Here is a 25,283-nt window from a genome sequence, read left to right on the forward strand (position 1 = left end):
ATTCGCCGGAAATGACCACAGTAATCACTAATGACAACTTTGATGAATTCATCAGCTAATACACTCACTTCAGGATCAACCCGGCCAGCGGTGGCAGGTTCAGCGTGATCCGGTATTTCTGCGTTTCGGGGTCGAGGCATTCGCAACGCAATGATTCATTGAACACATCGCCTGTTCCGTCAAATTTCTTCAGATCAGAATTGAAGATTTCCTGGGTGTACGCCTTTCCGTAGGTTTCTATCACCCAGTCGTGCCGCACTTCAGGCGTTGCGTTGAGCACCACCAGCAGATCGTCATCTGGCTTTTCTGCTTTTCTTTTGTAGACCATCACACATTCACCACGGTGGTTGAGATCGATCCATTCAAACCCATCCTTGCTGAATTGTTTCTCGTACAACGCAGGTTCCTCCTTCAAGACCTTGTTGAGCGTCTGCAGACATTGCTGAGCGCCCTTGTGACTGCCATGTTCCAGCAGGTGCCAATCGAGCTGACCTTTGTAATTCCATTCGGATGTTTGTCCAAACTCACTGCCCATGAACAACAGTTTACCGCCGGGGTGCGTCCACATGTAGGTAAAGAACAACCTGAGGTTGGCGAACTTTTGCCACAGGTCGCCGGGCATCTTGAAGACCAGCGGACTCTTGCCATGCACCACTTCGTCATGGCTGATCGGAAGCATGAAGTTCTCGTCATAATAATACATCATGCTGAACGTAAACTGATCCTGCTGTTGAGCGCGGTTCCACGGATCCAGCTTGAAATAATTCAATGAGTCGTGCATCCAGCCCATCATCCACTTCATGCCAAAGCCAAGGCCACCGGCGAAAGTGGGTCTTGAAACGCCAGGCCAATCCGTTGCTTCTTCAGCAATGGTCTGCACGCCTTTAAAATCGCGGAAAACCATTTCATTCAAATGTTTGATAAACTCAATGGCTTCCAGGTTGCCATCGCCGCCGTGTTCATTCGGTTCCCATTGCCCTTCTTTGCGCGAATAGTTCAGTTTCAGCATAGAGCTTACTGCGTCCACCCTGATGCCGTCGATATGGAAAAGCTCAAACCAGAAACGTGCATTGCTGATCAGGAAAGATTTGACTTCCCCTCTTTTATAGTTGAAGATATAACTGTTCCAGTCAGGGTGAAAACCCTTGCGCATATCCGCATATTCATAAGTATGGTTGCCGTCAAATAAAAACAGGCCGTGCGAATCGTAAGGAAAATGAGAAGGTACCCAATCGAGGATGACACCGATACCCTCCTGGTGAAAAGCATCTATCAGGCGCATCAGTCCCTGCGGATCGCCAAAGCGGGAGGTAGGAGCGAAGTAGCCGGTGATCTGATAGCCCCAGCTTCCATCAAAAGGATGCTCGGCTACCGGCATAAACTCCACGTGTGTAAATCCCATTTCTTTCACATACGGTACCAGCTTTTCGCGAAGCCCATCATAGGTGAGATATGTATGCTCATCTTCGGGGTTGGGTCTTAGCCAGCTGGCCAGGTGCACTTCATATACGCTCCACGGCGCTTGTAGAGAATTAGGTTGTTCGCGGCCCGACATCCAGTCGCCATCAGCCCATTCGTAGTGGAGGTCCCAGGTGATGGAGGCAGTTAACGGCTTCACTTCCCAAAAGTGAGCAAATGGATCTCCCTTGTCCGCAATACTGTTGTCGGGACCTACGATATGATATTTGTACACTTCGCCCAAATGAAAGCCGGGAATAAAGCCTTCCCATATGCCGCTGTTGTCCCAGCGGGCCGTCAGGGGATGGGAGAGTTTGTTCCAATCATTGAAATTACCGGTAACGAAAACGAACTTTGCGCTGGGCGCCCACACACAGAAATACATGCCCCAAACTCCATTGACCTGTAAAGAGCGCGAACCAAATTTTTCATACAAGGTGTAATGAGTGCCGGCCTGGAAGTTGGTAATATCTTCATCGGTTAAGATCGAATAATTCCAGACAGGCTTCGACGTGTCTATAAAATTGTTCCTTTCAAAAGATTCCTGTATGTTTTTGATATCAGCTGGCATGTATAATGTTTCGAGCAATTTACGATAATTATGATGCCCATAAAATCTTTGGCCTGATAAAACGCTGCTTTACCGGTAAATAACTACCGTTAACCGGAAGAGCATGCTTTACGTTCGGCGCTTACTGCTACTTTTGGTATGAGCTTCCTCTACTCCGCTTCACCGTGGCCGGAATGATGAATTCTACATGTTTTTATCAATCCTCATTGCCACCGAAGTTTTGCTCCGGCCATGCTGAGATATCTGTTACACCGTTTGGAGGGCCCGACTGGATGGTTTACGGAGGCGTTCGGGTTGAAATGGGGTTCTCTCTGCATGGGGGGTGGACCCGAATCGTGCATCTTGTTTAGCGTCTCAGGGAGATTCTACGTAATTTTCGTAGATATTTATTATTATCGTATTTTAACAAAAGTTTGAGAAATTGATGTTCCCACAATGTATTGATTTTGTGCATTTTTGCTTTTTGCGCGTCATAATGGTTTTATTATAACTATCGAAACAACTATGAGAATCTATCTGACATTTGCCCTGTTGATCATTCTTTGCTTGCCTGCTTTTTCGCAAACAACCACCATCAAAGGTGCTTTGGTGGACTCGTCTGATCAAAAAAGTTTACAGAATACAGTGGTCGCACTTTTAAACGGCCGGGATTCTATCCTGGTAGATTATAAAAGGGCGGGCGCTGATGGTTCGTTCCAGTTTAATGTGCCTGATACAGGAAGCTATCTGTTACTGGTAACCCATCCTTATTTTGCCGACTTCTCCGAAAAAATTACACTGCAGCCCGGTAAGCCTAAAGACATGGGCTTTATCAATATGATATCGAAAGCGAAGCTGCTGGATGAGGTGATTGTGAAAGCTAATAAAACGATGTTCATGCGGGGTGACACGACGGTATTTACGGCCGACAGTTTCAAAGTGGCCGAGGGAGCGAACGTAGAGGAGCTTTTGAAAAAACTGCCGGGATTCCAGGTCGATCGAAACGGAAATATAACTGCGATGGGCCAGGCTGTTAAGAAGGTGCTGGTAGATGGGGAGGTGTTCTTCGGAAGTGATCCGGGCATCGCAACTAAAAACCTGAGAGCCGATGTAGTGGAAGAAGTGAAAGTGTACGATCGCGGCAGTGATCAGGCTAATTTCACCGGCATTGACGACGGGGTCAAGGATCGAACGGTTGACCTGAAGCTGAAAGAGGACAAGAAAAAAGGTTATTTCGGTAAGATCGATGCAGGCGGTGGCTATCGGGAACGGTCCGCCTCGAATGACGATGCCGGCAAAGGACGATATTATGGCGCGGCCATGCTGAATTCCTTCAAGGCGAAACGTAAGATAGCCGGATATGCCATTAGCAGTGATATCGGATTTATGAATCTGAACTGGGACGACGCTTCGAAATACGGCGGCGGAAATGATAACGTACAGGTGACAGATGATGGCGGCATTATGATTTTCGGGGACAGCAGAAACCGTAGCAACGGTATCCCGATCAATTACAACGCAGGTATACATTACAGCAATAAATTCAATCAGGACAAGCATTCGGTGAACGGCGGATATCGCTATGTGCGTATTGAAGCTCCCGGAAATACACAGGTCTTTGCCAGGAATTTCACACCTGACCTGGCCTATAACACTGCCTCGAATTCGGACTTCATGAATGTCTCTGACAAACACAGTGGCAACCTGACCCTGGAAACCAAGCTTGACTCCATGAACACGCTGAAACTCACGACCGGCGTTAACTTTAATTTCAGTAAATCGAATTCAGCTTACTACGCCGAAAACACGAATTCGGAAACCGGCGCGTTTATCAACATAAACGACAGAAAGTCTAATGACGATGTGGATCAATCTGCCTATAACGCCAATCTGCTTTGGATGCATAAATTTAAAAAACAGTATAGAACGCTTTCCGTTAATACGACCTTGAACGCTAATAAAACTAACAGCGATGGTTTCCTGATTTCGAAATTACAGATCTATGAAGACAATGCATTAGATACCACCCAGAGTATTGATCAGCGCAACTTGCTTAATAATAGTAGCAACGCCTTTGGCACACGTATTTCTTACACAGAGCCTTTAGCAAAAGATTTTTACCTGGAGGCCAGTTATGCCTTTAATCTTACCAGCCGTGATCAGCTGCGGGACATCTTTTCAAAAAAGGGAGATGCTTATACGAACAGAGTGGATTCTTTGAGCAACGATTACGGATTTAATGAGATGTCTAACACGCCCGGTCTTGGGTTTAGGTATAGTAATAAAAAAGTAAATATCAATGTAGGCTCATCAGTAGGGTTAACCAATTATGAGCAGGTCGACAAAACACTGGGATCTACCACCAGCTATGATTTTACCAATCACTTTCCAAGGGCGAACATTGCCTATAAATTTACGCCTAACAAAAGCATCCGGCTGTATTATAATGGACGAACCAATGCGCCATCTCTTGATCAGCTGCAACCAATCCGCGTAAATACTGATCCGTTAAACCAGGTGATTGGTAATCCTGATCTTCGCCCCTCGTTCAATCACTCTTTCAGTTTGAGCTACAACTCATGGAAGATGTTATCTGAAACCGGCTTGTATTTAGGAGTTAACGGCGGTTTCACGCAAAACGCATTTGTAACTGCCAGCACCATTATCAATGCTGTGCGGACCATTCAAACGGTTAACACCAATGGTATCTGGTACGGAAGTGTCTACAGCTGGTACAATAAAAAATTCAGGTCGATCAACCTGGATCTGGGTCTGAGTCCTAATATCCGGTTCAATCAAAGCGTAGATTTCGTGGGCGGTAATGGCCCCGTTTCTAAAAATATCACCAAAAACTCTTTCTATAATCTGCAGGTTAGTCTGTCCAGAGACGTTGAAAAGAAATACAGAATCAGTATCGATCCTTATTTTGGTTATAATATTGCCAGGGCGTCCGTGAGCACGCAGGCAAACGCTGAGTACTGGACCGGCGGGGGCTATTTTTCCGGAAGATTATATTTGCCTAAGGAGTTCGAGCTTTCTACTAATGTAGACGCCTCGCTCAGGCAAAAAGATTCCCGTTTTCCAACCAATAACAATTTCGTTTTCTGGAATGCCGAGTTAGTGAAATGGATCTATAAAAAAGAGTTTCAGCTCAAAGCTGCCGTCAATGATATTTTAAATCAGAGGAACGGGTACTCAAGAAACTTTGGAGAGCAGGGTAGTTTTACTGAGACGTACAATACCGTTTTACGCAGACATTTTTTGTTAGGGTTTGTTTGGAATTTCAATAAAATGAATGGAGGAGCCGCTGCCGCACCAGCAGCTCAATAAAAAAAATAATAACGATGAAAAATATTTTTACGCTTTTTGTATTGCTGGTCGCTTTGCAGTCGTCGGCGCAAAAGTTTATCACTGCCGGATCGATCGAGTATGAAGTAAAAGCCAATGTTCACGCTCAGAACGAGGGGAACGAATGGTTTGACCGGTTCAAAGATCAGGTACCCAAATTCAATACGAATTATTATACACTTCTTTTTGATAATAATGTATCTCTTTACAAATTTGACAGAAAAGGGGACGCAAAGAGAGGCTTTTGGGGAATGAACGAGGAAGAAAATCTCTGGTATAATGATTACAACAATAACACGTACGCGACGTTGATGACATTAGAAGGCTATTTGCTGTTCAATGGTCCACAAAGAAAAATCAACTGGAAGCTTTTCCCCAACGATCAGCGGGAAATTGCGGGCTTCAACTGCCGCAAAGCCCAAGCGGTCCTGTTTGATAGCGTGTATGTATTTGCGTATTACACGGATGAGATCGCTATAAGTGGCGGACCGATGAATCTGAATGGCTTGCCAGGCGCGATATTGGGTGTCACCGTGCCGAGGCTGCATACCAGCTGGATTGCAACAGGTGTCAAGTTAGAAGCACCCAAACCTTCAGAATTAACCGCACCTACGAAAGGAAAGAAAAAGTCGCAGGCCGAAGTAAAAACGGATCTGGCCAGCCTTGCAAAATCCTGGGGAAGCGAGAGCAAAAAATGGATCGACCAGTTATACTGGCGCACCTTCCTGTAATCACAGCCACTCCTGATAAAGCAACCTCAGGTTGTGCGAGGTTTGCTGTCTTACTAAAAAATTTTTGCCGTCGACATACCGCTTCAAAGCGGCTTCATCGTAGTGCCGGATCGTCAACAGCGTCAGCCCCGGCGTTATCTGCACGTCAAAGTTGGTCGCGGCGGCAGCGGCAAACTGGCTGATCTTATCCTCCTTATGATCGAAAGCGTAAATGATATTGATCGCGCCGTTTTGTGTCAGGGTAGGCGTGATAAATAATTGTTCGAATAGTTCGTAAAGGATCTCCGTATTATGCTCACCGATAAATGAGAAGTCTTTAGATTTTAATTCTACCATCACCTGGTTTCTCTTGATCACGATGATGGGTGGCAGCTGCTTCACGATATTATTGTGAATATGCGTACCCGGAAGACTGGCATCCAGAAAGCATTTGACATATAATGGGATGCCTTTATTCTGTAGGGGTTTGATTGTCTTGGGGTGGATCACCTGGGCGCCATAATAGGCCATCTCGATGACCTCGGTATAGCTGAGTTCCGGAATCGGCACTGCATCGTGGATCTCTTTGGGATCAGCATTCATCACGCTTTCAACGTCTTTCCAGATCACCTGGCTTTCGGCGTCCAGCATATTGGAAAACACTGCTGCTGTGTAATCACTTCCTTCGCGGCCCAACGTCGTGCTTTCGTTCTCGTCCGTGGCCCCGATAAATCCCTGGGTCAACACGATATTACCGGCTTCCAGCAGGGGTTTGATCTCGTCATTCGTTTTGTTTTGGGTAAATTCCCAATCGATATTAGCGTCCCTGAAGTTATCGTCCGTTCGGATAATATCGCGTACGTCGATCCAGGTATTAGGTATATTTATTTCATTGAGGTAGTGACTGACGATCGCGGTGGATAGAAGCTCGCCGGCACAGACGATCTGGTCGTAATAATAATCGTATTCACGCACCGGTTGATCATGCAATAACCATTCTACTTCCGTGAAAAAGTCTTTCAACTGTGCTTCACAGGCCAGGTAGCGGGTCACCAGCAGGTATTTAGCGGTGGTCAGATGTTGTTGTTTCACCTGGTTGAACAGTTGTAAGGCTTCCTCTTTTTGGGAGGCGTAAAAAGCTTCGGCCACTTTTTCCAGTGCGTTGGTCGTTTTTCCCATTGCAGAGATCACCACCAGCAGCTGCTCATTGGGATAATGCTGTAAGATAGCTGCCAGGTTTTTAACACGCTCCACACTGTTTACCGATGCTCCTCCAAACTTGAATACTTTCATGATCGAATCTTTTTAGGAATTGCAAATGTCGTGGTTTGGTGGTAATCTGCCTGTAATCCGGGTGCACAACATTTCTACATTTTTGATGTTTTTACCAAGGACTTCAAAGGAAATACACAGAGCAATACGATGACAAAGAAGAAAAATGTTTATGCACCATGTAAATCTGCCTTTCCATTAAGGCAGCCCCTTTCACGTGTCAACTTTTCAACTGCCTATTACCAACTAAATTGTAGTTTTATCCCATGGCAAACGTGATGATATCCGTACAGGACCTCGTAAAGAATTATGGTGACTTCCGGGCGGTGAAAGGAATTTCTTTTGAGGTGTACGAAAATGAAATCTTTGGTCTGCTCGGTCCCAATGGTGCCGGCAAATCTACCACACTGGAAATCATTGAAACCCTCCGGAAGAAGACGAGCGGCACCATCAGCGTGGCTGGGTACGATCTGGATCAACACCCTAACACCATCAAAGGGTTGATTGGTGTTCAGTTGCAGGCCAGCAGCTATTATCCCGGGCTCAACCTGCTGCAGCTGATCGATCTTTTTGCTGGTTTGTATAACCAGGAGGTGGACGGTATGGAGCTGCTGCGATCGGTGAACCTGGAGGAGAAAGCGAAGGCAAAATTTAAGGAGTTGAGCGGCGGACAAAAACAACGTTTCTCTGTGGCCACCACACTCATCAACCGCCCCAAGGTTATTTTTCTGGATGAACCCACTACCGGCCTGGATCCCCAGGCACGACGGAACCTCTGGGAACTGATCAAGACGATTAAAGCCCAGGGTACGACCATTATTATTACCACTCATTATATGGACGAGGCCGAATATCTCTGCGACCGTATCGCCATTATTGATGCCGGCAATATCGTGGCGCTGGACACGCCCGATCACCTGATCGATCATCTAGTGGCTTCAGGATTTGAGCGGCCAAAGGAGGTTAAGAAGGCGAACCTGGAAGATGTATTTATTCAGCTTACGGGGAAATCTTTGAGGGAAAGCTGATCTGAAGGATCACTCCCGGATGAAATGGTCCATAAATTGCATAGCAAGAACAAAACATATGAATTTACAAGAAAAATTAAGAAAAGCAATGAACGAAAAAATAGACAAGCAAAAGCAAATAGGGCGCGAGTTTTTAGAGCAAAATAAAAACAAAGAAGGCGTTAAAGAGCTCGACGGCGGCATACAGTATGAGGTGTTAAAAGAAGGAACAGGCGTGCAGCCGGATCCTACCGATTCGATAACAGCCCATTATAAAGGAGCGTTACTGGACGGAAAAGAATTTGACAGCTCTTTTAAAAGAAACCAGCCTTTCACGGCGCGCCTTACCCAATTGATCAGGGGATGGCAGGTAGCTATTCCTTTGATGAAAGAGGGAAGTCACTGGCGGCTTTGGATACCATCAGAGCTGGCTTACGGCGATCGCGGTGCGGGTGCAGACATTCCCGGTGGCGCGACACTGATATTTGAAGTGGAATTATTAAAAGTGAACCGGTAAAATGGAAATAGAAAACCAGTACCCTATTGGCCATTTAGAGGTGCAGCCGTTTTCTGAAGCAGTCAGAGACAGTGCCCTGGCAGATATCAGATTTCTGCCCAATGCACTGGAAGCTGCTATCACCAACCTGGACGAAACGCAATTGCACACTCCTTACCGCGAGGGTGGGTGGACGGTGCATCAATTGGTGCATCACGTCGCCGACAGTCACATTAATGCCTATACGCGCTTTAAGCTTTGCCTGACGGAAGAGCTTCCTACTATTAAGCCTTATGATGAAAATGCATGGGCGCAGCTGGATGATGTAAAATCTTTACCCGTTAACATGTCTATCACTTTGTTGTATGCGCTGCATACGCGCTGGTACGAAGCTATCAAAAATGTGACTGATGAAGGGTGGAAGCGTGCCGCGTGGCATCCCGGGCTGCAACAGGAGCTTTCGCTTTGGCACTTTCTCCAGTCTTATGCCTGGCATGGCCGGCATCATGTGGCGCAGATCAACGGACTGAGGGAGAAGAGGGGATGGAGGTAAAGTGATTGGTAAGTTCAAAGTTGGATAAGTGTACGCGACGGCTGTTGAAACAGATGGTCTGACCTTTGCCCATCCGGCCAGGTGGGCGTCCCGGTCTGACCATCTGTTCTTGTTGAGATGCGCATCACCGGAAAAGAGTACCGCGTCCGCCCGGCACAGGCGGATAAGATCGATGCGTTATGTTATATAGCTGGTCTAATAAAAGATTCAATGGCTGCCCGTAATTAGGAAATTGATAAAGCCTCGAAGAGGTTTTCCCCATTAAATGAAGACTCAGTTATTATGAAGTGGAAAATATTAAAGTCGGAACAACTGTTCAATGACCTTTGGTTTAAAGTCAGGAAAGATACCTGCGAAACACCGCAGGGAAAGATTGTGGATCCTTATTATGTGTACGAGTTCCCCACATGGGTGACCTGTTTTGCCTTAACCGAAGACAATAAGGTTGTGATGGAAATGCAGTACCGGCATGCAATCGGCGAAACCTGCTGGGAAATCCCCGGAGGCTGTGTAGACGCGGAAGATGCCGACCTGGAAACGGCCATCAGGCGCGAGCTGCTGGAGGAGACCGGCTACGAATTTTCCAGCTATGAGTATCTGGGAAAGACCTGTGCGAATCCTTCAACAAATAATAACTGGATGCACATGTTTCTGGCAAGAGGCGGAAAAAAGACATCCGAGCAAAACCTCGACCCCAACGAGGAGATACAGGTGACACTGATGGACCTTGAAGAATTTAAAGCTAAATTCAGGAACAATGAATTTATACAGTCGATGCATGTGACCTGTATGCTATATGCCCTGATGAAGCTGGGCGAGTTGAAGGTTTAGCGCTTATCGAGGCCGTTTGAATGTTGATGGAAGCCAGTGACAACGGCTCAATTTTATTTCACCGTATGCAACAAGATTAAACCTTTCATATGTCTTATCGGCGACACTTAAATAAGGATCCTGTCTTAAAGGCCGTTATCAAGCGGCAGCAACCTCTTGTGTTGGAGCTCAGGAAAAATATTTGCCTGCATATTTGTGCTTCTATCATGAGCCAGCAATTGAGTACGAAAGTAGCCGCTGTTATCTATGCCCGGTTTTTGACGCTGCTCCGTAGCCGGAATCCCAGGCCTTCATCCATCCTGCAAGTGCCCCACGAGCAACTGAGAGGTATTGGCTTGTCGAATGCAAAAGCCGTCTACATTAAAAACGTTTGCCAGTTCTTTATCGACCATAAATTAACAGATGCGAAGCTGCATCAAATGAGCAACGAAGAGCTGCTCGTGTTGTTAACGCAAATAAAGGGTGTTGGTAAATGGACAGTGGAAATGATTCTCATGTTTGCTATGGCGCGGGAGGATATTTTTTCTACCGGAGACCTAGGCATACAAAAGGCGATGATACAATTGTACCAGATAGAGTACAACAATCAAAAGGAGCTGATCGAAAGAATGACGGCTATCTCAGACCAATGGAGTCCTTACCGCACCTATGCCTGCAAACATTTATGGCGACACCTCGATGCACCACTGATACCTGTATAGGATCTTGAAAGCTGCATCAGAATGACGTCCGTTATCTATGCGAGTATACCTGTTTACCTGCTCTTGGTGAAAGCAATCGCCACCGCTGCTGTCTTCAATCCTTTTGGCAATTGTACAGTCACCTTGCCGTCTTTTTCAGACCATTTTAGCTTTTGACCAGTTTGCAGTAATGTCATTTTAGAACCCCTGGCGGGAAGATTGCCGCTCCAATCAAGTGACGAAGGAACAGTCGTGCCGTTTTTAACCGGAGTTAATGCATATATGGTCTTGCCGTCTTTCGATTGAGTAAAAAATGTGTTTCCGTCCTTATAAATTTCGGTGGTGCGGGTATTATAAATAGCTGCTCCGTTGACATCCATCCATTTTCCAATTTCAGAAAGCCTTTCAATGATGGGTTGCTGCAACGTGCCATCCGGGCCGGGCCCCACTCCTAACAAGAGACTACCGCCTTTAGCCACGATCTCGATCAGGCTGCCAATCACCTGCGAAGCAGGCTTGAACTTCTCATTAGGCACATAACCCCAGGCGCCACCCAATGTCATACAGCTCTCCCAGGGATTATCAATTTTATGATCCGGGATGCGTTGTTCCGGTGTCTGATAGTTTTCATAAGGGCCATGCACGGTCCGGTCTACAATCAACAGGCCGGGCTGCGCCTTCCGTGCCATCGCGGCGATCTTAGGCATATCGATGTCCTGGCTCCATTGGGGAATAGGAGCGCCCCAGCTCAATACTTCTTCGTTCACCGTTTCGCGCGGACGGACCCAGCCACCATCCAGCCATAGGATATCCATTTTGCCATAATCGTGCATCAGCTCGCTGATCTGGTTGTAGGTATATTTCTTGAAGTTGTCCCATCTCCAGGGATACTTCTTGATATCATAGTTATTGTTACGGTTGGGCGTGGCATACATAGGCCACCAATAGTCCGGGCTGTGCCAATCAGGTTTGGAAAAGTAGGCGCCGATCATCATGCCTTCCTTGCGGAATGCATCAAATACATATTTGGCCACATTGGCCTTAGGGTGATCTTTAAACGGACCATCAGTGATTTTGAAGTCCGTCTCTTTGGTATCGAACATGCAAAATCCATCGTGGTGCTTCGTGGTAAACACCAGGTATTTCATACCCGCGTTTTTCGCTGCTTTCGCCCATTGTTCGGGGTTGAAGTTGACAGGATTGAAATCTTTTTTCAGTCCCCAATACCACTTTTTATAGTCCCCATAGTAGGAGTTACTGTCCCGGGTGATCCAGTCCTCCGAACACAGCGACCACGACTCGATGATCCCCGGTGCCGCATACAAACCCCAATGAATGATCATCCCGAATTTCTGATCCTGCCATTGATCCAGCTTTTCTTTTACCAGCTGATCTTCAGGCCATTCATATTTAGCAGAAGCGGGATGAATGCCTTGCTCCTGCGCGGACACCGAGGCGACCCATAATATACCCAGCAAAAAAGCTAATCTTTTCATCTTTTTGTTTTTTTAATTTTTTGGTCGGACCCGCCCGTCAAGCCTTTCGTTACCGCGCCATCTGATCATCATCAAGCCCGGCCAAAGCAAGTGTGTTGATTGAGATTGGAATATCCATCCGCCTCTTTCTTTATTTTAAAAAAGCGACCTTGGATCACATTACCGGATCACAACTTGTTTCCAGGTTAAAAATACAGGAACAGGCATTAAAAAACCGCCCGGAGGCGGTTTTTTAAAAAGTGAGGTTATTCGTAATTGTAATTGTCCCAATATGGATTAACTGTACGAAGACTTTCCGGAACCCAGAAGATGGGGCTTGTGAAATTATCCTGGTCCCTCACTTTAGCATAATTATCAGCATTAGTTGATTGCTCGGACGTAGGATATTTGAGCCTTTCTGGAAATGGTTTCATTACCTTACCGCCAAATGTCAATGGTTCTAATTTTGGATGTCTAGTTCTTCTTTGTTCAGACCAAAGTTCGTAAGGGCACATGATGTTTAAATGGATGAACTTTTGTTGCATGATGATTTCCATTTTGTCATCAAGTCGGGTCTTACCGTTGAACCGTGCTACCATAAAATTCGCGTAGGTATTTGTTGTGGCAGCATCCGGTTTTGAAGGATGCATAATAGGGTGCTCTTTAGCGTACAGGCTTTCTGCATTTCTTTCATACCAAAAGTCTGTGGAGTGTAAAATGGCGTCTTTGATGTGTTCGCCAGCTGTCTTACCGGTATTTCCCATTCCTTTGGCAGCTACTTCAGCCAATAACAGATCGACTTCTGCTTTTGACATCATATAGACTGGAAAATAAACATTTCTGGTGTAGGTAACATAGTTGTATTGGGACTTACTGTCTTGCTTAAAGTTCTGTGTTATATCGCCTGTCGGGCCTCCGACATAATATCTCTCACCATCAACATATCCCTGTTTTGCTCCGTCTGCATTCATGGTAACACCTCTATAATCTCCCACAATCGGTGTTTCAAATTTGCTGTATTTAGTCGGCATTGCAATAACGGGCAGCCTTGGGTCGTCTTTGCCAGCTTCATATATAGAACTATCGAAGTTCATCCTTTTCATGATGATATTAGGAATGAACGTGCCGGGCCAGGCTTCTTTTAAACCCCTTAACCACTCACCTCCGTTTTGTACATCAATCTGATAAGGCATTCTCCATACCATATCGGTTGCTGGCAGATTGTTTTTTGAGAGAACGTCCTGGATATGAGCCTTAGCAGTGGCCTCATCAACACCGGAAATTCTTATGGCATATTTCAAACGCAGCGCATTGATATATTGTCTCCATTTTTGCACATCACCTTGAAATGCGATATCCTGTACACTGAAAGTGCTGATGGCCCCAGGCGACATTTTGCTATACACTTCCGGAAGCTGGGCTTCTATAGTTTTTAATTCATCCAAAACGCTTGTATATATCGACTTAGCGTCATCGTATTTTGGGAAGAAGACCCTGTCGGCTCCGGCAAATGCTTCAGAATAAGGAATGGAATTGTAGAAGTCAACCGTTAGCAAAGCCGAATAGTCCTTCACTACCGTTGCAAGCAGGTAATAGATTTTATTATTATCAAGTTCGTCGCCTGATACCAAAGCAATATTATCCTTGATGGAAACCCATCCCGCTGCTCCACCATAAAAGGCAGATAGCCGACCCTGCCACAAGGCTGTTGCCCTACCAAAGCCATCAGATCCGCTCAGATCATCATATAAATTGAACCAGCCGTAACGATCAGTTATGTATCGTTGAGCAACTTGTGTATATCCAGCTACTCCCATGGCACCGCTACCGGCAATTTCCCACCACCATTCGCCGTAATCCTGAACGTATACTTTCCATTTGTAAAGAGAATTTGTGAATAATCCTCCGAAGAGATTTCCCGTGTTACTGTAGATTTCGGGGTTTGAAAACTCGTCGTCCAACACCTTCTTACAAGAGGAAAAGACGAGCAAAGCTGACAATAACCCAATGAATATTTTTTTCATGTTAATATATTGATTTTATAAGAGTTGATTAGAAGCTCACTGTGACACCAAAAGAATAAGATCTTATTGAAGGGAAGAACGAGTACTCAATGTAGGACTGAGCACCTAAAGCACCTTCCGGATCTATGTTGGGCACCGTTTTGTACAGGTAACCTAAGTTTCTTGCCGCAAGCGAAAGCATCACCTTTTGTAAGCGCGCTTTCTCTACGATTTTTTTCGGGATGGTGTACTGAACAGCTAATTCTCTTATTTTAATGTAATCATTTTTGAATAAACGATCGGGTGGCCATGACGTGCTCAGGTCATTTATGAACGTTTGATAATAAGCAGGGGCGCTAATGATCACGTCATTTTTAACATAAGTAGTCTGCCCGTTTGTTGTAACCTCCCTGACTCCGTCCAAAATAATACCATCACTATAAATGATACCGTCTTTTGCTTCGGCAGGAGCCGCTTTATTATGTTCCCAGGCTACTTTTTTGTTGGAAGTTTTATCGATATAGTACGCCAATCCTCCCTGCGATTCATCCCTACCAGGAAGCGAGGCCTTGATGGCGCCGGTTCCCATCAGATAGTTGTTGGTATAGGAGAATATGGTTCCTCCAAATTTGTAATCCATGCCAAAATGAAAATTGAATCCTTTAAAAGAGAAATCACTGTATACCCCTCCAAATATCCTGGGGTTAACATTCTTTCCAGTGCTTTGCACTTTATCTGTAAGTTGATAGAACCCGTTTGTATTTATAATTCTATTTCCGTCTGCATTCTTTTTATAGTCGTAGGCTCTTATTTCACCGATGGGTTCTCCTTCTTTTGCCCATACCTGGAATCCACTGTTGCCATCGACTTGTTTTTCGGTGATACCAGGATACAGTTTCACAATTTTAGAGCGTTGATTAGCGGCAGTAAATGTGACATCCCAACGATATTTTTCAGTAGCTATCGGTGCACCTTTTACAAATAACTCATAGCCCCAGTTCTTAGTATTACCCGTGTTGATTTTAGCGCCACCGGGATATCCGGTTGCTGCTGAAAGAGGGTTGGTAATAATTTGGTTGTAGATATTGTTAGTATAAAATGAGAAGTCAACCTCAAGCCGGCTTCTTTCAAACCAGCGGTTATTAAAGCCTACTTCAAATTCTCTTTTTCTAAACGGTTTGATCGCTTCTAAAAGTAAAGTAGTGGGCGGTGTAACGATGCTAGGACCGGAGGGATAAGGCAATTGTCCTACAGAAAATACATTATTAGCAAAGTACCGGTTCCCGGTCGCCGTGCTTGGTCCGCCACCAACGTCTGCCCACGAAGCTCTTAACTTACCAAATTGCAGTTTGGGTATCTCGAAATTCTCTGAAAAGTTCCACGTAAATGATAAGCCTGGATAGAAGTAGGAATTGTTAGGACTCTGAAGAGTCGAGTTCCAGTCATTTCGTGCTTGAGCTTCCAGGTAGAATGCATTCTTATACGAAAACGTGGCAGATCCCAAGACGCTGTATAACGACTCTGATCCTCTGTTCAATCCTGTCACTTTATCCCTTGCACCTGCACTAGGCCAGAAACGTATATCCGCATTGTTTAAAGAATACCAGCCAGGAAATAATAACCCCATATCTCCCGTCGAAGAATAAATATTATTAGTAGTGATTTTCTGATACGCGCCACCTCCATATATGAATAGATCCATATCAGTGTTTAATTTTTTCTCAAACTTTAGCAGACCCTGATAATTTTGCACAGTAGTATTGTCTTTTGTCCATGCATACTTCCCTCCAATCCTTGCAGGAGTCAGGCGAACTATTTTATCTTGCGTTATGTAGTCTGTATTGGTGTAATCTAATGATGCTTGTCCGATTAATGATAGCCACTTGGTGAATTGAAGCGTAGTGCGAACCGAGCTAACAAGATGCAGTTTTTTGTCATTGTTCAGGTTGTCGTTTTGCTCCCATAAAATTTCTGCAACTTTACCTGGCCAAAACAATCCTGTAAACCCTACCGGTTCTAAATCTCTCCTGAATCCTTCGGCATCTTTATAAAAGCTCTTCATCCAATTATAGTCATAATCACGATTTAAACCTGAGGCTACCCATTGACCGATGTTGGGCCTTCTGTTTTTAGTGTTGGTGGTGTAAAGGTTGTTAATAAACTCAAACCGTGCAAAGGGAGATACTTTAAAATTACCGTTAAAGCTGAAAGTGTTTTGTTTTTGAGTAAATCCTGGCAAAACGTCTTCGTAAGTATTTCTCGTATAGGAGGCACGGACACTACCCATTTCGCCGCCTCCTGCTATAGCTATATTGGTTCTATTGTATATAGCTGTTTGAAAAAAGTCAATGAAATTGTCAGGATAGGCTTTATAGGTGCTCATTGTGCTATCATACAGCATGATAGGACTTCCGTCAAAGGCAGGTCCAAAACTATACCTGCTCCTGGGCAAAACTCGTATAGGAGTTCCCGAGGATGTGTCATATTGGAAATCTTTAACGCTGCTTCCACTACCATATTGGTTTTGAAAGTCAATAAAAGTGAATGGTTTATCGACGGTCGTTTGATGTGACAACTGTATACCTAATCCTCTGGTGCCTCTTCCGCTTTTGGTAGTGATAAGGACCACGCCATTCAGAGCCTGGCTACCATAAAGTACGGTCGCCTTAGCGCCTTTCAGTATTTCTATGCTTTCTATATCTTCAGGATTTAGATCGTTAATTCCGGATCCGTAATCGAACGAGTTTAGTGGATCGTAATTTCTTCCTTCCATTGAAGTTTTCTGGTCATACAGCGGCACGCCGTCCACAACGAAGAGTGGTCGGGTGTTAGTATTGGACTCTAAGCCGGCAGCACCACGTATTCTTACGTTTACGCCAGCCGTTGGCCCACCGGATCCAATATTAATTCCGACCCCTGCTGCTTTACCATAGATAGCAAGAAATGGGTTTTGAGTAGCACCCGCCTTCAACAACTCTTCTCCACTGACGGTTGCTGTAGCATATCCCAGCGAACGAGCCTCCCGTTTAATTCCCAAGGCTGTCTCCACTATCACCGTCTCCATTTGGGTGTCGTCCATTTCGAGTATAACAGTTATAGTGACGGCGGCTCCCACCTTCACTGATTTCGTCTTATAACCTACCGAGCTAAATTCGAGAGTGGCATCTTCGGAGTTAATGGTTACTGAAAAGCTCCCTTTTTCATCTGTGATTCCACCCACTGCGGTTCCTTTTACCAAATAGGTAGCATTGGCAATCGGCGTTCCCTGATCATTGGTTACGTTACCTGTTACTGTTCGTTGTTGCGCCCATAAGCAAAGCGATGTACAACTTAAGAGCAAGGCAAGTAACATTTTTTGCATTGTTTTCCTCATACTGGTTGTCTTTAGTTTAATAAAAAAATCTAGCGCATATGCGCAAATATCTTTCTGGCTGAGAGGAGGTAAGGAGGGGAACCTGATAAGAATAGCGGTGTTATTGCTAAGGATCTAATACGTTAGGCGTTCTGAGGATCTTGCATACACAAATTATCCCCCGGTGTTATCTAGTAAAGCTATTCTTAAAAGCAATAGTTCTAATCGCAAATATAGGATTCTTTAACTAAAATTTAATATACTTATTAAATTATTTATTTACTTTTTTTTGTCGACTAAAAGGAAATGACAAAAAAAACCGCCCGGAGGCGGTTTTTTAAAAAGTGAGTTATTCGTAATTGTAATTGTCCCAATACGGATTGACACTTCGAAGGTTATTAGGAACCCAGAAAATCGGGCTGGTGAAATTATCCTGCTCTCTGACCGTGGCGTAGTTTTCTGCATTGGTCGATTGTTCGGACGTTGGATATCTAAGTCTTTCCGGATATGGCTTCATTACTTTTCCGCCTAACGTCAATGGTTCCAGTTTCGGATGTCTTGTTCTTCTTTGTTCGGACCAAAGTTCGTAGGGACACATAATATTCAGATGGATGAACTTTTGTTGCATGATGATCTCCATTTTATCATCAAGGGAGGTTTTGCTGTTATATCGTGTGGCAACAAAATCTCCAAACGTGCTGATCGTGGCAGCGCTTGGTTTTGAAGGATGCATGATCGGATATTGAGTTGCGTAAGGGCTTTCTGCATTTCTTTGATACCAAAAGTCAGTGGAATGTGAAATCGCATCTTTGATGTGATCGCCAGCTGTTTTGCCTGTATTGCCGTAACCTTTCAGCGCAACTTCGGCCAGCAAGAGATCTACTTCGGCCTGAGACATCATATATACAGGAAACTTAGAGTTGCGTGTGTAGGTGACGTAACTGTATTGTGATTTTGAGTCTTGCGCAAAGTTTTGTGTGATATCTCCGACGGGGCCGCCTGTATAATAACGCTCCCCTGCTACATAAGCTGGTTTTGCGCCATCAGCATTCATAGTAACACCTCTGTAATCACCTACCGCTGGGGAAGATGTGAAGTCGCTGTATTTAGTTGGCATAGCCATAACGGGGAGTCTGGGGTCATCTGTGCCAGATTCATACTTGGTGGTACCGAAGTTCATTCTATTCATGATGATGTTCGGAATAAATGTTCCTGGCCATGCTTCGTTCAAACCCCTCAACCATTCACCTCCACTTTGTACATCAATAGGGTAGGGCATCACCCAAGCCATATCACTCGCCGGCAAATTATTCTTTGACAGTACATCTTGAATATGCGACTTGGCTAAAGTTTCGTCAACACCTGAAATTCTTACGGCATATTTGAGACGCAGCGCATTGATATATTGCCTCCATTTTTGTATATCACCCTGGAATGCGATATCCTGCACATTGAATGTACTGATCGCTCCGGGAGACATTTTACTATACACTTCCGGAAGTTCCGCTTCTATGGCTTTCAATTCATCTAAAACACTTACATATATCGATTTTGGATCGTCGTATTTCGGGAAAAAGACCTTATCCTTTCCTCCAAACGCTTCGGAGTAAGGAATAAAATTATAAAAGTCCACAGTAAGGAGCGCCGAGTAATCTTTCACCACCGTAGCTAATAAAAAATAGATTTTATTATTATCAAGATCGGTGCCGGATACGAGTCCGATATTGTCCTTTATAGAAACCCATCCTGCTGCGCCTCCATAAAATGCAGATAGTCTTCCCTGCCACAGTGCAGTAGCGCTGCCAAAGGCGTTGGTGCCGCTGAGATCATCGTATAAGCTAAACCAGGCGTAGCGGTCGGTTATATACCGTTGCGCGATCTGCGTGTAGCCTGCAACGCCCATGGCGCCACTGCCGGCAATTTCCCACCACCATTCTCCATAATCCTGTACATATACTTTCCATTTGTATAACGAGTTGGTAAAAAGTCCGCCAAACAGGTTTCCGGTCTTGTCGTAGATTTCGGGATTCGGAAACTCATCATCCAATACTTTCTTACAAGAAGAAAGAATAAGCAGAGATGAGATTATTCCTAAGAATATTTTTTTCATATACTTTGTATTAATTAATTAAAGAGTGATTAGAAGCTAACAGTTACGCCAAATGAGTAAGATCTGATAGAAGGGAAAAAGGAATACTCTATATAGGATTGAGCTCCTAAGGCACCTTCCGGGTCTATATTCGGCACCGTTTTATACAGATATCCCAGGTTCCTTGCAGCAAGTGAAAGCATTACTTTTTGTAAGCGCGCTTTCTCTACGATCTTTTTGGGAATGGTGTATTGAAGAGATAGCTCTCTGATTTTGATATAGTCGTTTTTAAATAATCTGTCGGGAGGCCATGAGGTGCTTAAGTCATTAATAAATGTTTGATAATAAGAAGGCGCATCAACGATCAGGTCATTTTTAACGTAGGTAGTTTGACCATTTTCTGTCATTTCCTTCACACCTTCCAACACAATACCGTCGCTATATACAATACCACCACGTGCCTGGGATGGCGCTGCAGTATTATGTTGCCACGCTACTTTTTTTCCTGTAGCGTCATCAATATAGTAAGCCAGGCCTCCTTGTGACTCATCTCTGCCGGGCAGAGAGGCTGCTATGGCACCTGTACCCATCAGGTAGTTATTAGTATAAGAGAAAATCGTTCCTCCAAACTTATAATCCATACCGAAGTGGAAATTGAAGCCCTTGAATGAAAAGTCACTGTATAAGCCTCCAAATATTTTCGGGTTTACATTCTTTCCTGTGTTTTCCGCTTTTTCTGTAAGCTGATATATCCCGTTTTCATTTACAATTCTGTTACCTGCTTCGTCTCTCTTGTAATCATATGCTCTGATTTCTCCTATCGGTTCGCCTTCCTGTGCCCATACCTGGAATCCGCCATTACCATCCACCTGCTTCTCAGTAATGCCGGGGTATAGCTTTACAATTTTAGATCTTTGATTGGCGGCAGTAAATGTTAGGTCCCAACGATATTTCTCTGTTGCTACCGGAGCACCTTTCACAAATAGTTCATATCCCCAGTTCTTAGTATTACCAGTGTTGATCTTCGCTCCATCAGGATACCCGGTGGCTGCAGAAAGCGGATTGGTAATAATTTGATTGTATACATTATTAGTGTAGAAGGAGAAATCTACTTCAAGTCTGCTTCTCTCAAACCAACGATTGTTAAAACCGACTTCAAATTCTCTTTTCCTGAATGGCTTGATCGCCTCCAAAAGTAAGGACGTAGGCGGGGTCACGATCGCCGGTCCTGAGCTGTAAGGAAGTTGGTTTACCTCAAATACATTGTTTGCAAAATAACGGTCACCAGTTGCCGTACTGGGACCGCCACCTACGTCTGCCCATGAAAATCTTAATTTACCAAATTGCAATTCGGGTATCTTAACGTTTTCTGAATAATTCCAGGTTAAAGATAGCCCGGGGTAAAAATAAGAATTATTGGGACTTTGAAGAGTTGAGTTCCAATCATTACGGGCCTGCGCTTCGACGTAGATAGTGTTTTTATAAGAGAAGGTTGCAGAACCTAAGATACTATATAAGGATTCTGAACCTCTTTTCAATCCCATTACCTTATCCCTCGACCCGGCAGTGGGCCAATATCTTGTGTCGGCGTTTTTCAAAGAAAACCACCCTGGATATTGAAGCCCCATTTCACCGGTTGAAGCATACATGTTGTTCGCGGTTATCTTTTGATAGGCGCCTCCACCGTAAACGAACAGGTTCATATCTGAATTCAGGTTCTTTTCAAATTTTAATAATCCCTGATAATTCTGAACTGTTGTATTATCCTTGGTCCAGGCATATTTTCCACCGATGCGGACCGGACTCATGCGAACGATTTTATCCTGTGTGATGTAATCTGTATTGGTATAATCTAATGAAGCCTGTCCGATTAAGGATAACCATTTGGTGAATTGAAGGGTGGTGCGAACAGAGCTCACTAAATGCAGCTTCTTATCATTGTTCAGATTGTCATTCTGCTCCCATAAGATTTCTGCCACTTTAGCCGGCCAAAATAATCCTCCAAATCCAAGCTGTTCGAAATCTTTTCTATATCCTTCCGGATCTCTGTAAAAATCTTTCATCCAGTTGTAATCATAATCCCTGTTTAGGCCAGATGCTACCCACTGCCCGATGTTAGGCCTTCGGTTCTTTGTGTTAATCGTGTATAGATTATTAACAAACTCGAAGCTGGCAAAAGGAGATACCTTAAAATTTCCGTTAAAGCTAAATGTATTTTGTCCCTGGGTAAATCCTGGCAACACGTCTTCATAAGTGTTCCTGGTATAAGATCCTCTTACACTACCCATGGGCCCGCCGCCCGAGATCGCAACGTTGGTCCTGTTGTAAATAGCTGTTTGAAAAAAGTCAATAAAGTTGTCCGGATAGGCTTTGTAAGTGCTCATGGTACTATCGTAAAGCATAATAGCGCTTCCATCAAAAGCAGGTCCAAAGCTAAAACGACTTCTAGGTAACGTTCTTACCTGGTTGCCATTAATGGTCGCATACTGCGTATCGCGTACACTTTCCCCGCTACCATATTGATTTTGAAAATCTATAAAAGTAAAAGGCTTGTCGATAGTGGTCTGATGCGAGACCTGGATGCCCAGACCTCTGGTGCCCCGACCGCTTTTTGTTGTTATCAATACTACGCCGTTTAGTGCCTGGCTTCCATATAATACAGTTGCCTTTGCGCCTTTCAAAATCTCAATAGATTCAATGTCCTCCGAATTCAAATCGTTAATTCCTGATCCATAATCGAAAGAGTTCATCGGGTCGTATCCCCTTGCTTCCATGGAAGTTTTTTGATCATACAGAGGAACACCATCAACCACAAAAAGCGGTCTCGTATTGGTATTCGATTCCAAGCCCGCAGCGCCGCGGATTCGAATATTTACGCCGGCGGTTGGTCCACCAGAACCGATATTGATGCCTACACCAGCCGCTTTACCATAGATTGCCAGAAACGGGTTTTGGGTGGCTCCGGCTTTTGTCAGCTCGTCACCATTAATGGTAGCGGTAGCATACCCTAACGATCTGCGGTCTCGCTTGATTCCCAGTGCAGTGACTACCACCTCATCCATGCCGGTTGCTTCGGAATTGACGAGTACCACTGACAATGTACTGTTTTGTCCGACGGTAACTTCGGTCGTTTGATAACCTACAGCACTGACTTCCAGCACTGCATTTTCGCTATCAATCTGGATGGAAAAAGTTCCATTTTCATCGGTCACACCTCCTGTCTTACTTCCTTTGATCATGTAAGAGGCGGCAGCAATGGGCTTCCCGTCACTATCGGTAACTACACCCGTTACCGTTCTCTGCTGAGCTAATGAGAGTAGGGCGGTACAACTCATCAGCAATGCAAGCAGCATTTTTTGCATTGTTTTCTTCATTCTTGTTGTTTTTGATTTTTATTAAAAGACTCTTGAAGAGCAGCTAGAGGTTATGTTATAGTTTTAATATTTAAGCAGGGCACAACAATACACTTCACCAAGGCTAAATGGCCTTTGATGGTGTTACCAACGCGTCATCCATGTCACGCCATCTTCCAATGGCGACCTTAATTTTTATTTATCTTGAGGGCCGGTACAAATCGTTTTTTGGGAGTACGGGCTTTGGTTTGAAATGTTAAGTAAATGTAAATACCATTTTTCAAAAAATAAAATACTTTTTAAATTATTTTTTATCTTTTGTTGAATGGTGCTAATGCGTGATGAGCGGAATCAGGGAGATTATAGGCGCAAATGAATTTAATGAGGCAAGCTCATTCGGATAACAAGCAGGTATCTGGAGTTTACGGTTGTTATTTGAGGACGAACGAGGTATACAAAAAAGCTGCCCTCAAGATCTGTTGTTGCAGAGCCTGGGGCAGCCGATGTAAAACCGATATTAAATCACTTAGTGTCCCAGAAAAGCAGGGTATTTATATTATCCTGACTTTTCACTGTACTGTAATTCTCCGTGTTGTAGTTAACTTCGTCGGCAGGTAAGTTCCACTTAACCGGTGGTGTTTTCTGTATATCGGAAGGCTGTACAACAAAATTAAACACCGGAAAATCCAATCTCCGAACCTCTGCCCATGATTCCATTGGCTGAATGATATTAAAGTGTAGCCATTTTTGCGTGGCTACAAGTTCCATCTTATTAGCGGTGCCCGCCCAATTCAAATTATTGATGAACGTGCTAATATTTGTTTCGGATGGGATTGCCGGAGCTGATACGGTGTTGTCATTGCTAACGCTTCTTATATTATACATCATTTCAATGGAAGCTTTAACGCCACTCTCAAAGGCTGTTTTAGCGGAAGCTGTATTTCCATTGTTCAAATAGTATTCAGCTGAAGCGAAGTGCATTTCAGCGGCACTGATCAATATTCCCGGAAAATACTGATTCCTGGAATAAGTGGATCTGTTATAAATGGAGAGGGTACCACCGTTAACCAGATCGGTTTGCGCACTGCTGTTCAGCGATTGATCGAGGCCGTTGTAAGTGCTTCCTGCGTTTACGCCTGGCTCAAACATAACCGGCAGCCTCGGATCCGCCGCGCCTTTCATCAGGTCGATCATTTTTTTTCCGGCTATATTTCTGTTCCAGCCTTGCGCTTCCAGAGCGTCTCTAATTGATGCCTTGATGTCAGTGGCGGGATCATACACCTTAATTTGGATATTCTCGCTATTGCTTAAAACGATCGGATAAGTGCTGCTATTTCCGAATATTTGAGCCAACTCAGTTTCTGCTCTTGTGCGGAAGGATGATGCTCCCGATACCCTGAGCAGCATTCGTACACGAAGAGAGTTACAATACCTTTTCCAGCGGGTGATGTCACCGCCATTTAAAATATCCTGCTTTTTTAAGCCGGTTAAAATTCCTGCATCTACCTTGATATTGTTGAGTTCATCGCTTATTTTTTTCAAATCATCCAACATCGTAGTGTAGATCGCTTCGGCGTTGTCATAGGGTGCCTTCGAAACAGTGTATTCACCGCCATTGGCATTTAATAGCCCTGCTTTCGACCACGGAATGCTGCCATGCAGGTCCACGACCTGTTGTGTTTGATCGTAAAAGAATATTTTAGCGGTCAGAAAAAAGATCCGGTATTGTGCCTTTTCCGTTTCTGAAAGACTGTTGTATATATTTTCTAATTCCTTATACTGCGCAAGGCTACTGTAATAAGTAGACCACCTGTCTGATATGGAGGCACCGCCTGGGGTAAGTTGATTGGCCTCGTTGATCCAACCGGTTGCCTGAACATACCGGATGGTGGTGTTACCCATGATCACAAAATAATTCCAGTAACTGGGTATAACCAATTCTCTATTTTGATAGAACAAACCTGCAAACTGCTTATCTATAGTTGTTGCAGACACTTTTGAAGGATCTCTGTAATAGTCATCGAACGAAGACTTTTTACAAGAGGTAACGGATGCTACGGTTAATAGTAATCCGAATATTGTTATATATCTTTTCATTTTTACTTA

The 25,283-nt window shown here is 44.4% G+C and carries 15 protein-coding genes; 7 read left to right on the top strand and 8 right to left on the bottom strand.

Features of this window, described 5'->3' with window-relative positions; genetic code table 11:
- Positions 1–64: 64 nt before the first annotated feature.
- Complete coding sequence (gene glgB / locus ACU37H_RS17215) at positions 65–2,029, bottom strand: 1,4-alpha-glucan branching protein GlgB (RefSeq protein ID WP_472704777.1); 1,965 nt, start codon at positions 2,027–2,029, stop codon at positions 65–67.
- Positions 2,030–2,533: 504 nt separating this feature from the next.
- On the opposite strand from glgB, the gene ACU37H_RS17220 reads away from it, so the two are divergent.
- Positions 2,534–5,338, top strand: coding sequence for an outer membrane beta-barrel family protein (locus ACU37H_RS17220; protein WP_472704775.1), 2,805 nt, complete (start codon positions 2,534–2,536; stop codon positions 5,336–5,338).
- Positions 5,339–5,352: 14 nt separating this feature from the next.
- Positions 5,353–6,087, top strand: coding sequence for a GLPGLI family protein (locus ACU37H_RS17225; protein ID WP_472704773.1), 735 nt, complete (start codon positions 5,353–5,355; stop codon positions 6,085–6,087).
- Here the strand turns inward: ACU37H_RS17225 and ACU37H_RS17230 are convergent, their stop codons facing one another.
- The gene (locus tag ACU37H_RS17230) at positions 6,088–7,359 is read right to left on the bottom strand and encodes an aspartate kinase (RefSeq protein ID WP_472704771.1); all 1,272 of its coding nucleotides are present in this window, start codon (positions 7,357–7,359) and stop codon (positions 6,088–6,090) included.
- Between the two features lie 245 nt (positions 7,360–7,604).
- On the opposite strand from ACU37H_RS17230, the gene ACU37H_RS17235 reads away from it, so the two are divergent.
- The 5 genes from ACU37H_RS17235 to ACU37H_RS17255 all read left to right on the top strand — a co-directional run bounded on the left by ACU37H_RS17235 (position 7,605) and on the right by ACU37H_RS17255 (position 10,926).
- Positions 7,605–8,366: an ABC transporter ATP-binding protein gene (locus ACU37H_RS17235; RefSeq protein ID WP_472704769.1), complete on the top strand. Its 762-nt coding sequence runs from the start codon at positions 7,605–7,607 to the stop codon at positions 8,364–8,366.
- 58 nt (positions 8,367–8,424) lie between these two features.
- A complete protein-coding gene (bamJ, locus tag ACU37H_RS17240) occupies positions 8,425–8,862 on the top strand; it encodes a BamJ family beta-barrel-assembly machinery protein (protein ID WP_472704767.1) in 438 nt (145 codons plus the stop codon).
- A 1-nt stretch (position 8,863) separates the two neighbouring features.
- On the top strand, positions 8,864–9,394 hold the full coding sequence (locus tag ACU37H_RS17245) for a YfiT family bacillithiol transferase (protein ID WP_472704765.1): 531 nt from the start codon (positions 8,864–8,866) through the stop codon (positions 9,392–9,394).
- Positions 9,395–9,676: 282 nt separating this feature from the next.
- Positions 9,677–10,225: an NUDIX hydrolase gene (locus ACU37H_RS17250; protein ID WP_472704763.1), complete on the top strand. Its 549-nt coding sequence runs from the start codon at positions 9,677–9,679 to the stop codon at positions 10,223–10,225.
- A gap of 89 nt (positions 10,226–10,314) precedes the next feature.
- Complete coding sequence (locus ACU37H_RS17255; protein ID WP_472704761.1) at positions 10,315–10,926, top strand: DNA-3-methyladenine glycosylase family protein; 612 nt, start codon at positions 10,315–10,317, stop codon at positions 10,924–10,926.
- 53 nt (positions 10,927–10,979) lie between these two features.
- On the opposite strand, the gene ACU37H_RS17260 is transcribed toward ACU37H_RS17255, so the two are convergent.
- The 6 genes from ACU37H_RS17260 to ACU37H_RS17285 form a co-directional block, all read right to left on the bottom strand.
- Entirely contained in the window at positions 10,980–12,401 is a 1,422-nt protein-coding gene (locus tag ACU37H_RS17260; RefSeq protein WP_472704759.1) for an alpha-L-fucosidase, read from the bottom strand.
- Positions 12,402–12,646: 245 nt separating this feature from the next.
- Entirely contained in the window at positions 12,647–14,404 is a 1,758-nt protein-coding gene (locus ACU37H_RS17265) for a SusD/RagB family nutrient-binding outer membrane lipoprotein (protein ID WP_472704757.1), read from the bottom strand.
- Positions 14,405–14,432: 28 nt separating this feature from the next.
- Positions 14,433–17,744, bottom strand: a complete 3,312-nt coding sequence (locus tag ACU37H_RS17270; protein ID WP_472704755.1) for a SusC/RagA family TonB-linked outer membrane protein — start codon at positions 17,742–17,744, stop codon at positions 14,433–14,435.
- 340 nt (positions 17,745–18,084) lie between these two features.
- Complete coding sequence (locus ACU37H_RS17275) at positions 18,085–19,845, bottom strand: SusD/RagB family nutrient-binding outer membrane lipoprotein (RefSeq protein ID WP_472704753.1); 1,761 nt, start codon at positions 19,843–19,845, stop codon at positions 18,085–18,087.
- A 29-nt stretch (positions 19,846–19,874) separates the two neighbouring features.
- Complete coding sequence (locus ACU37H_RS17280) at positions 19,875–23,198, bottom strand: SusC/RagA family TonB-linked outer membrane protein (protein WP_472704751.1); 3,324 nt, start codon at positions 23,196–23,198, stop codon at positions 19,875–19,877.
- A 501-nt stretch (positions 23,199–23,699) separates the two neighbouring features.
- Positions 23,700–25,274 (bottom strand): SusD/RagB family nutrient-binding outer membrane lipoprotein, encoded by a 1,575-nt coding sequence (locus tag ACU37H_RS17285; protein WP_472704749.1) that lies wholly within the window; start codon positions 25,272–25,274, stop codon positions 23,700–23,702.
- Positions 25,275–25,283 lie beyond the last annotated feature (9 nt).

It is taken from the genome of Niabella sp. ZPM-14 (assembly GCF_055693045.2).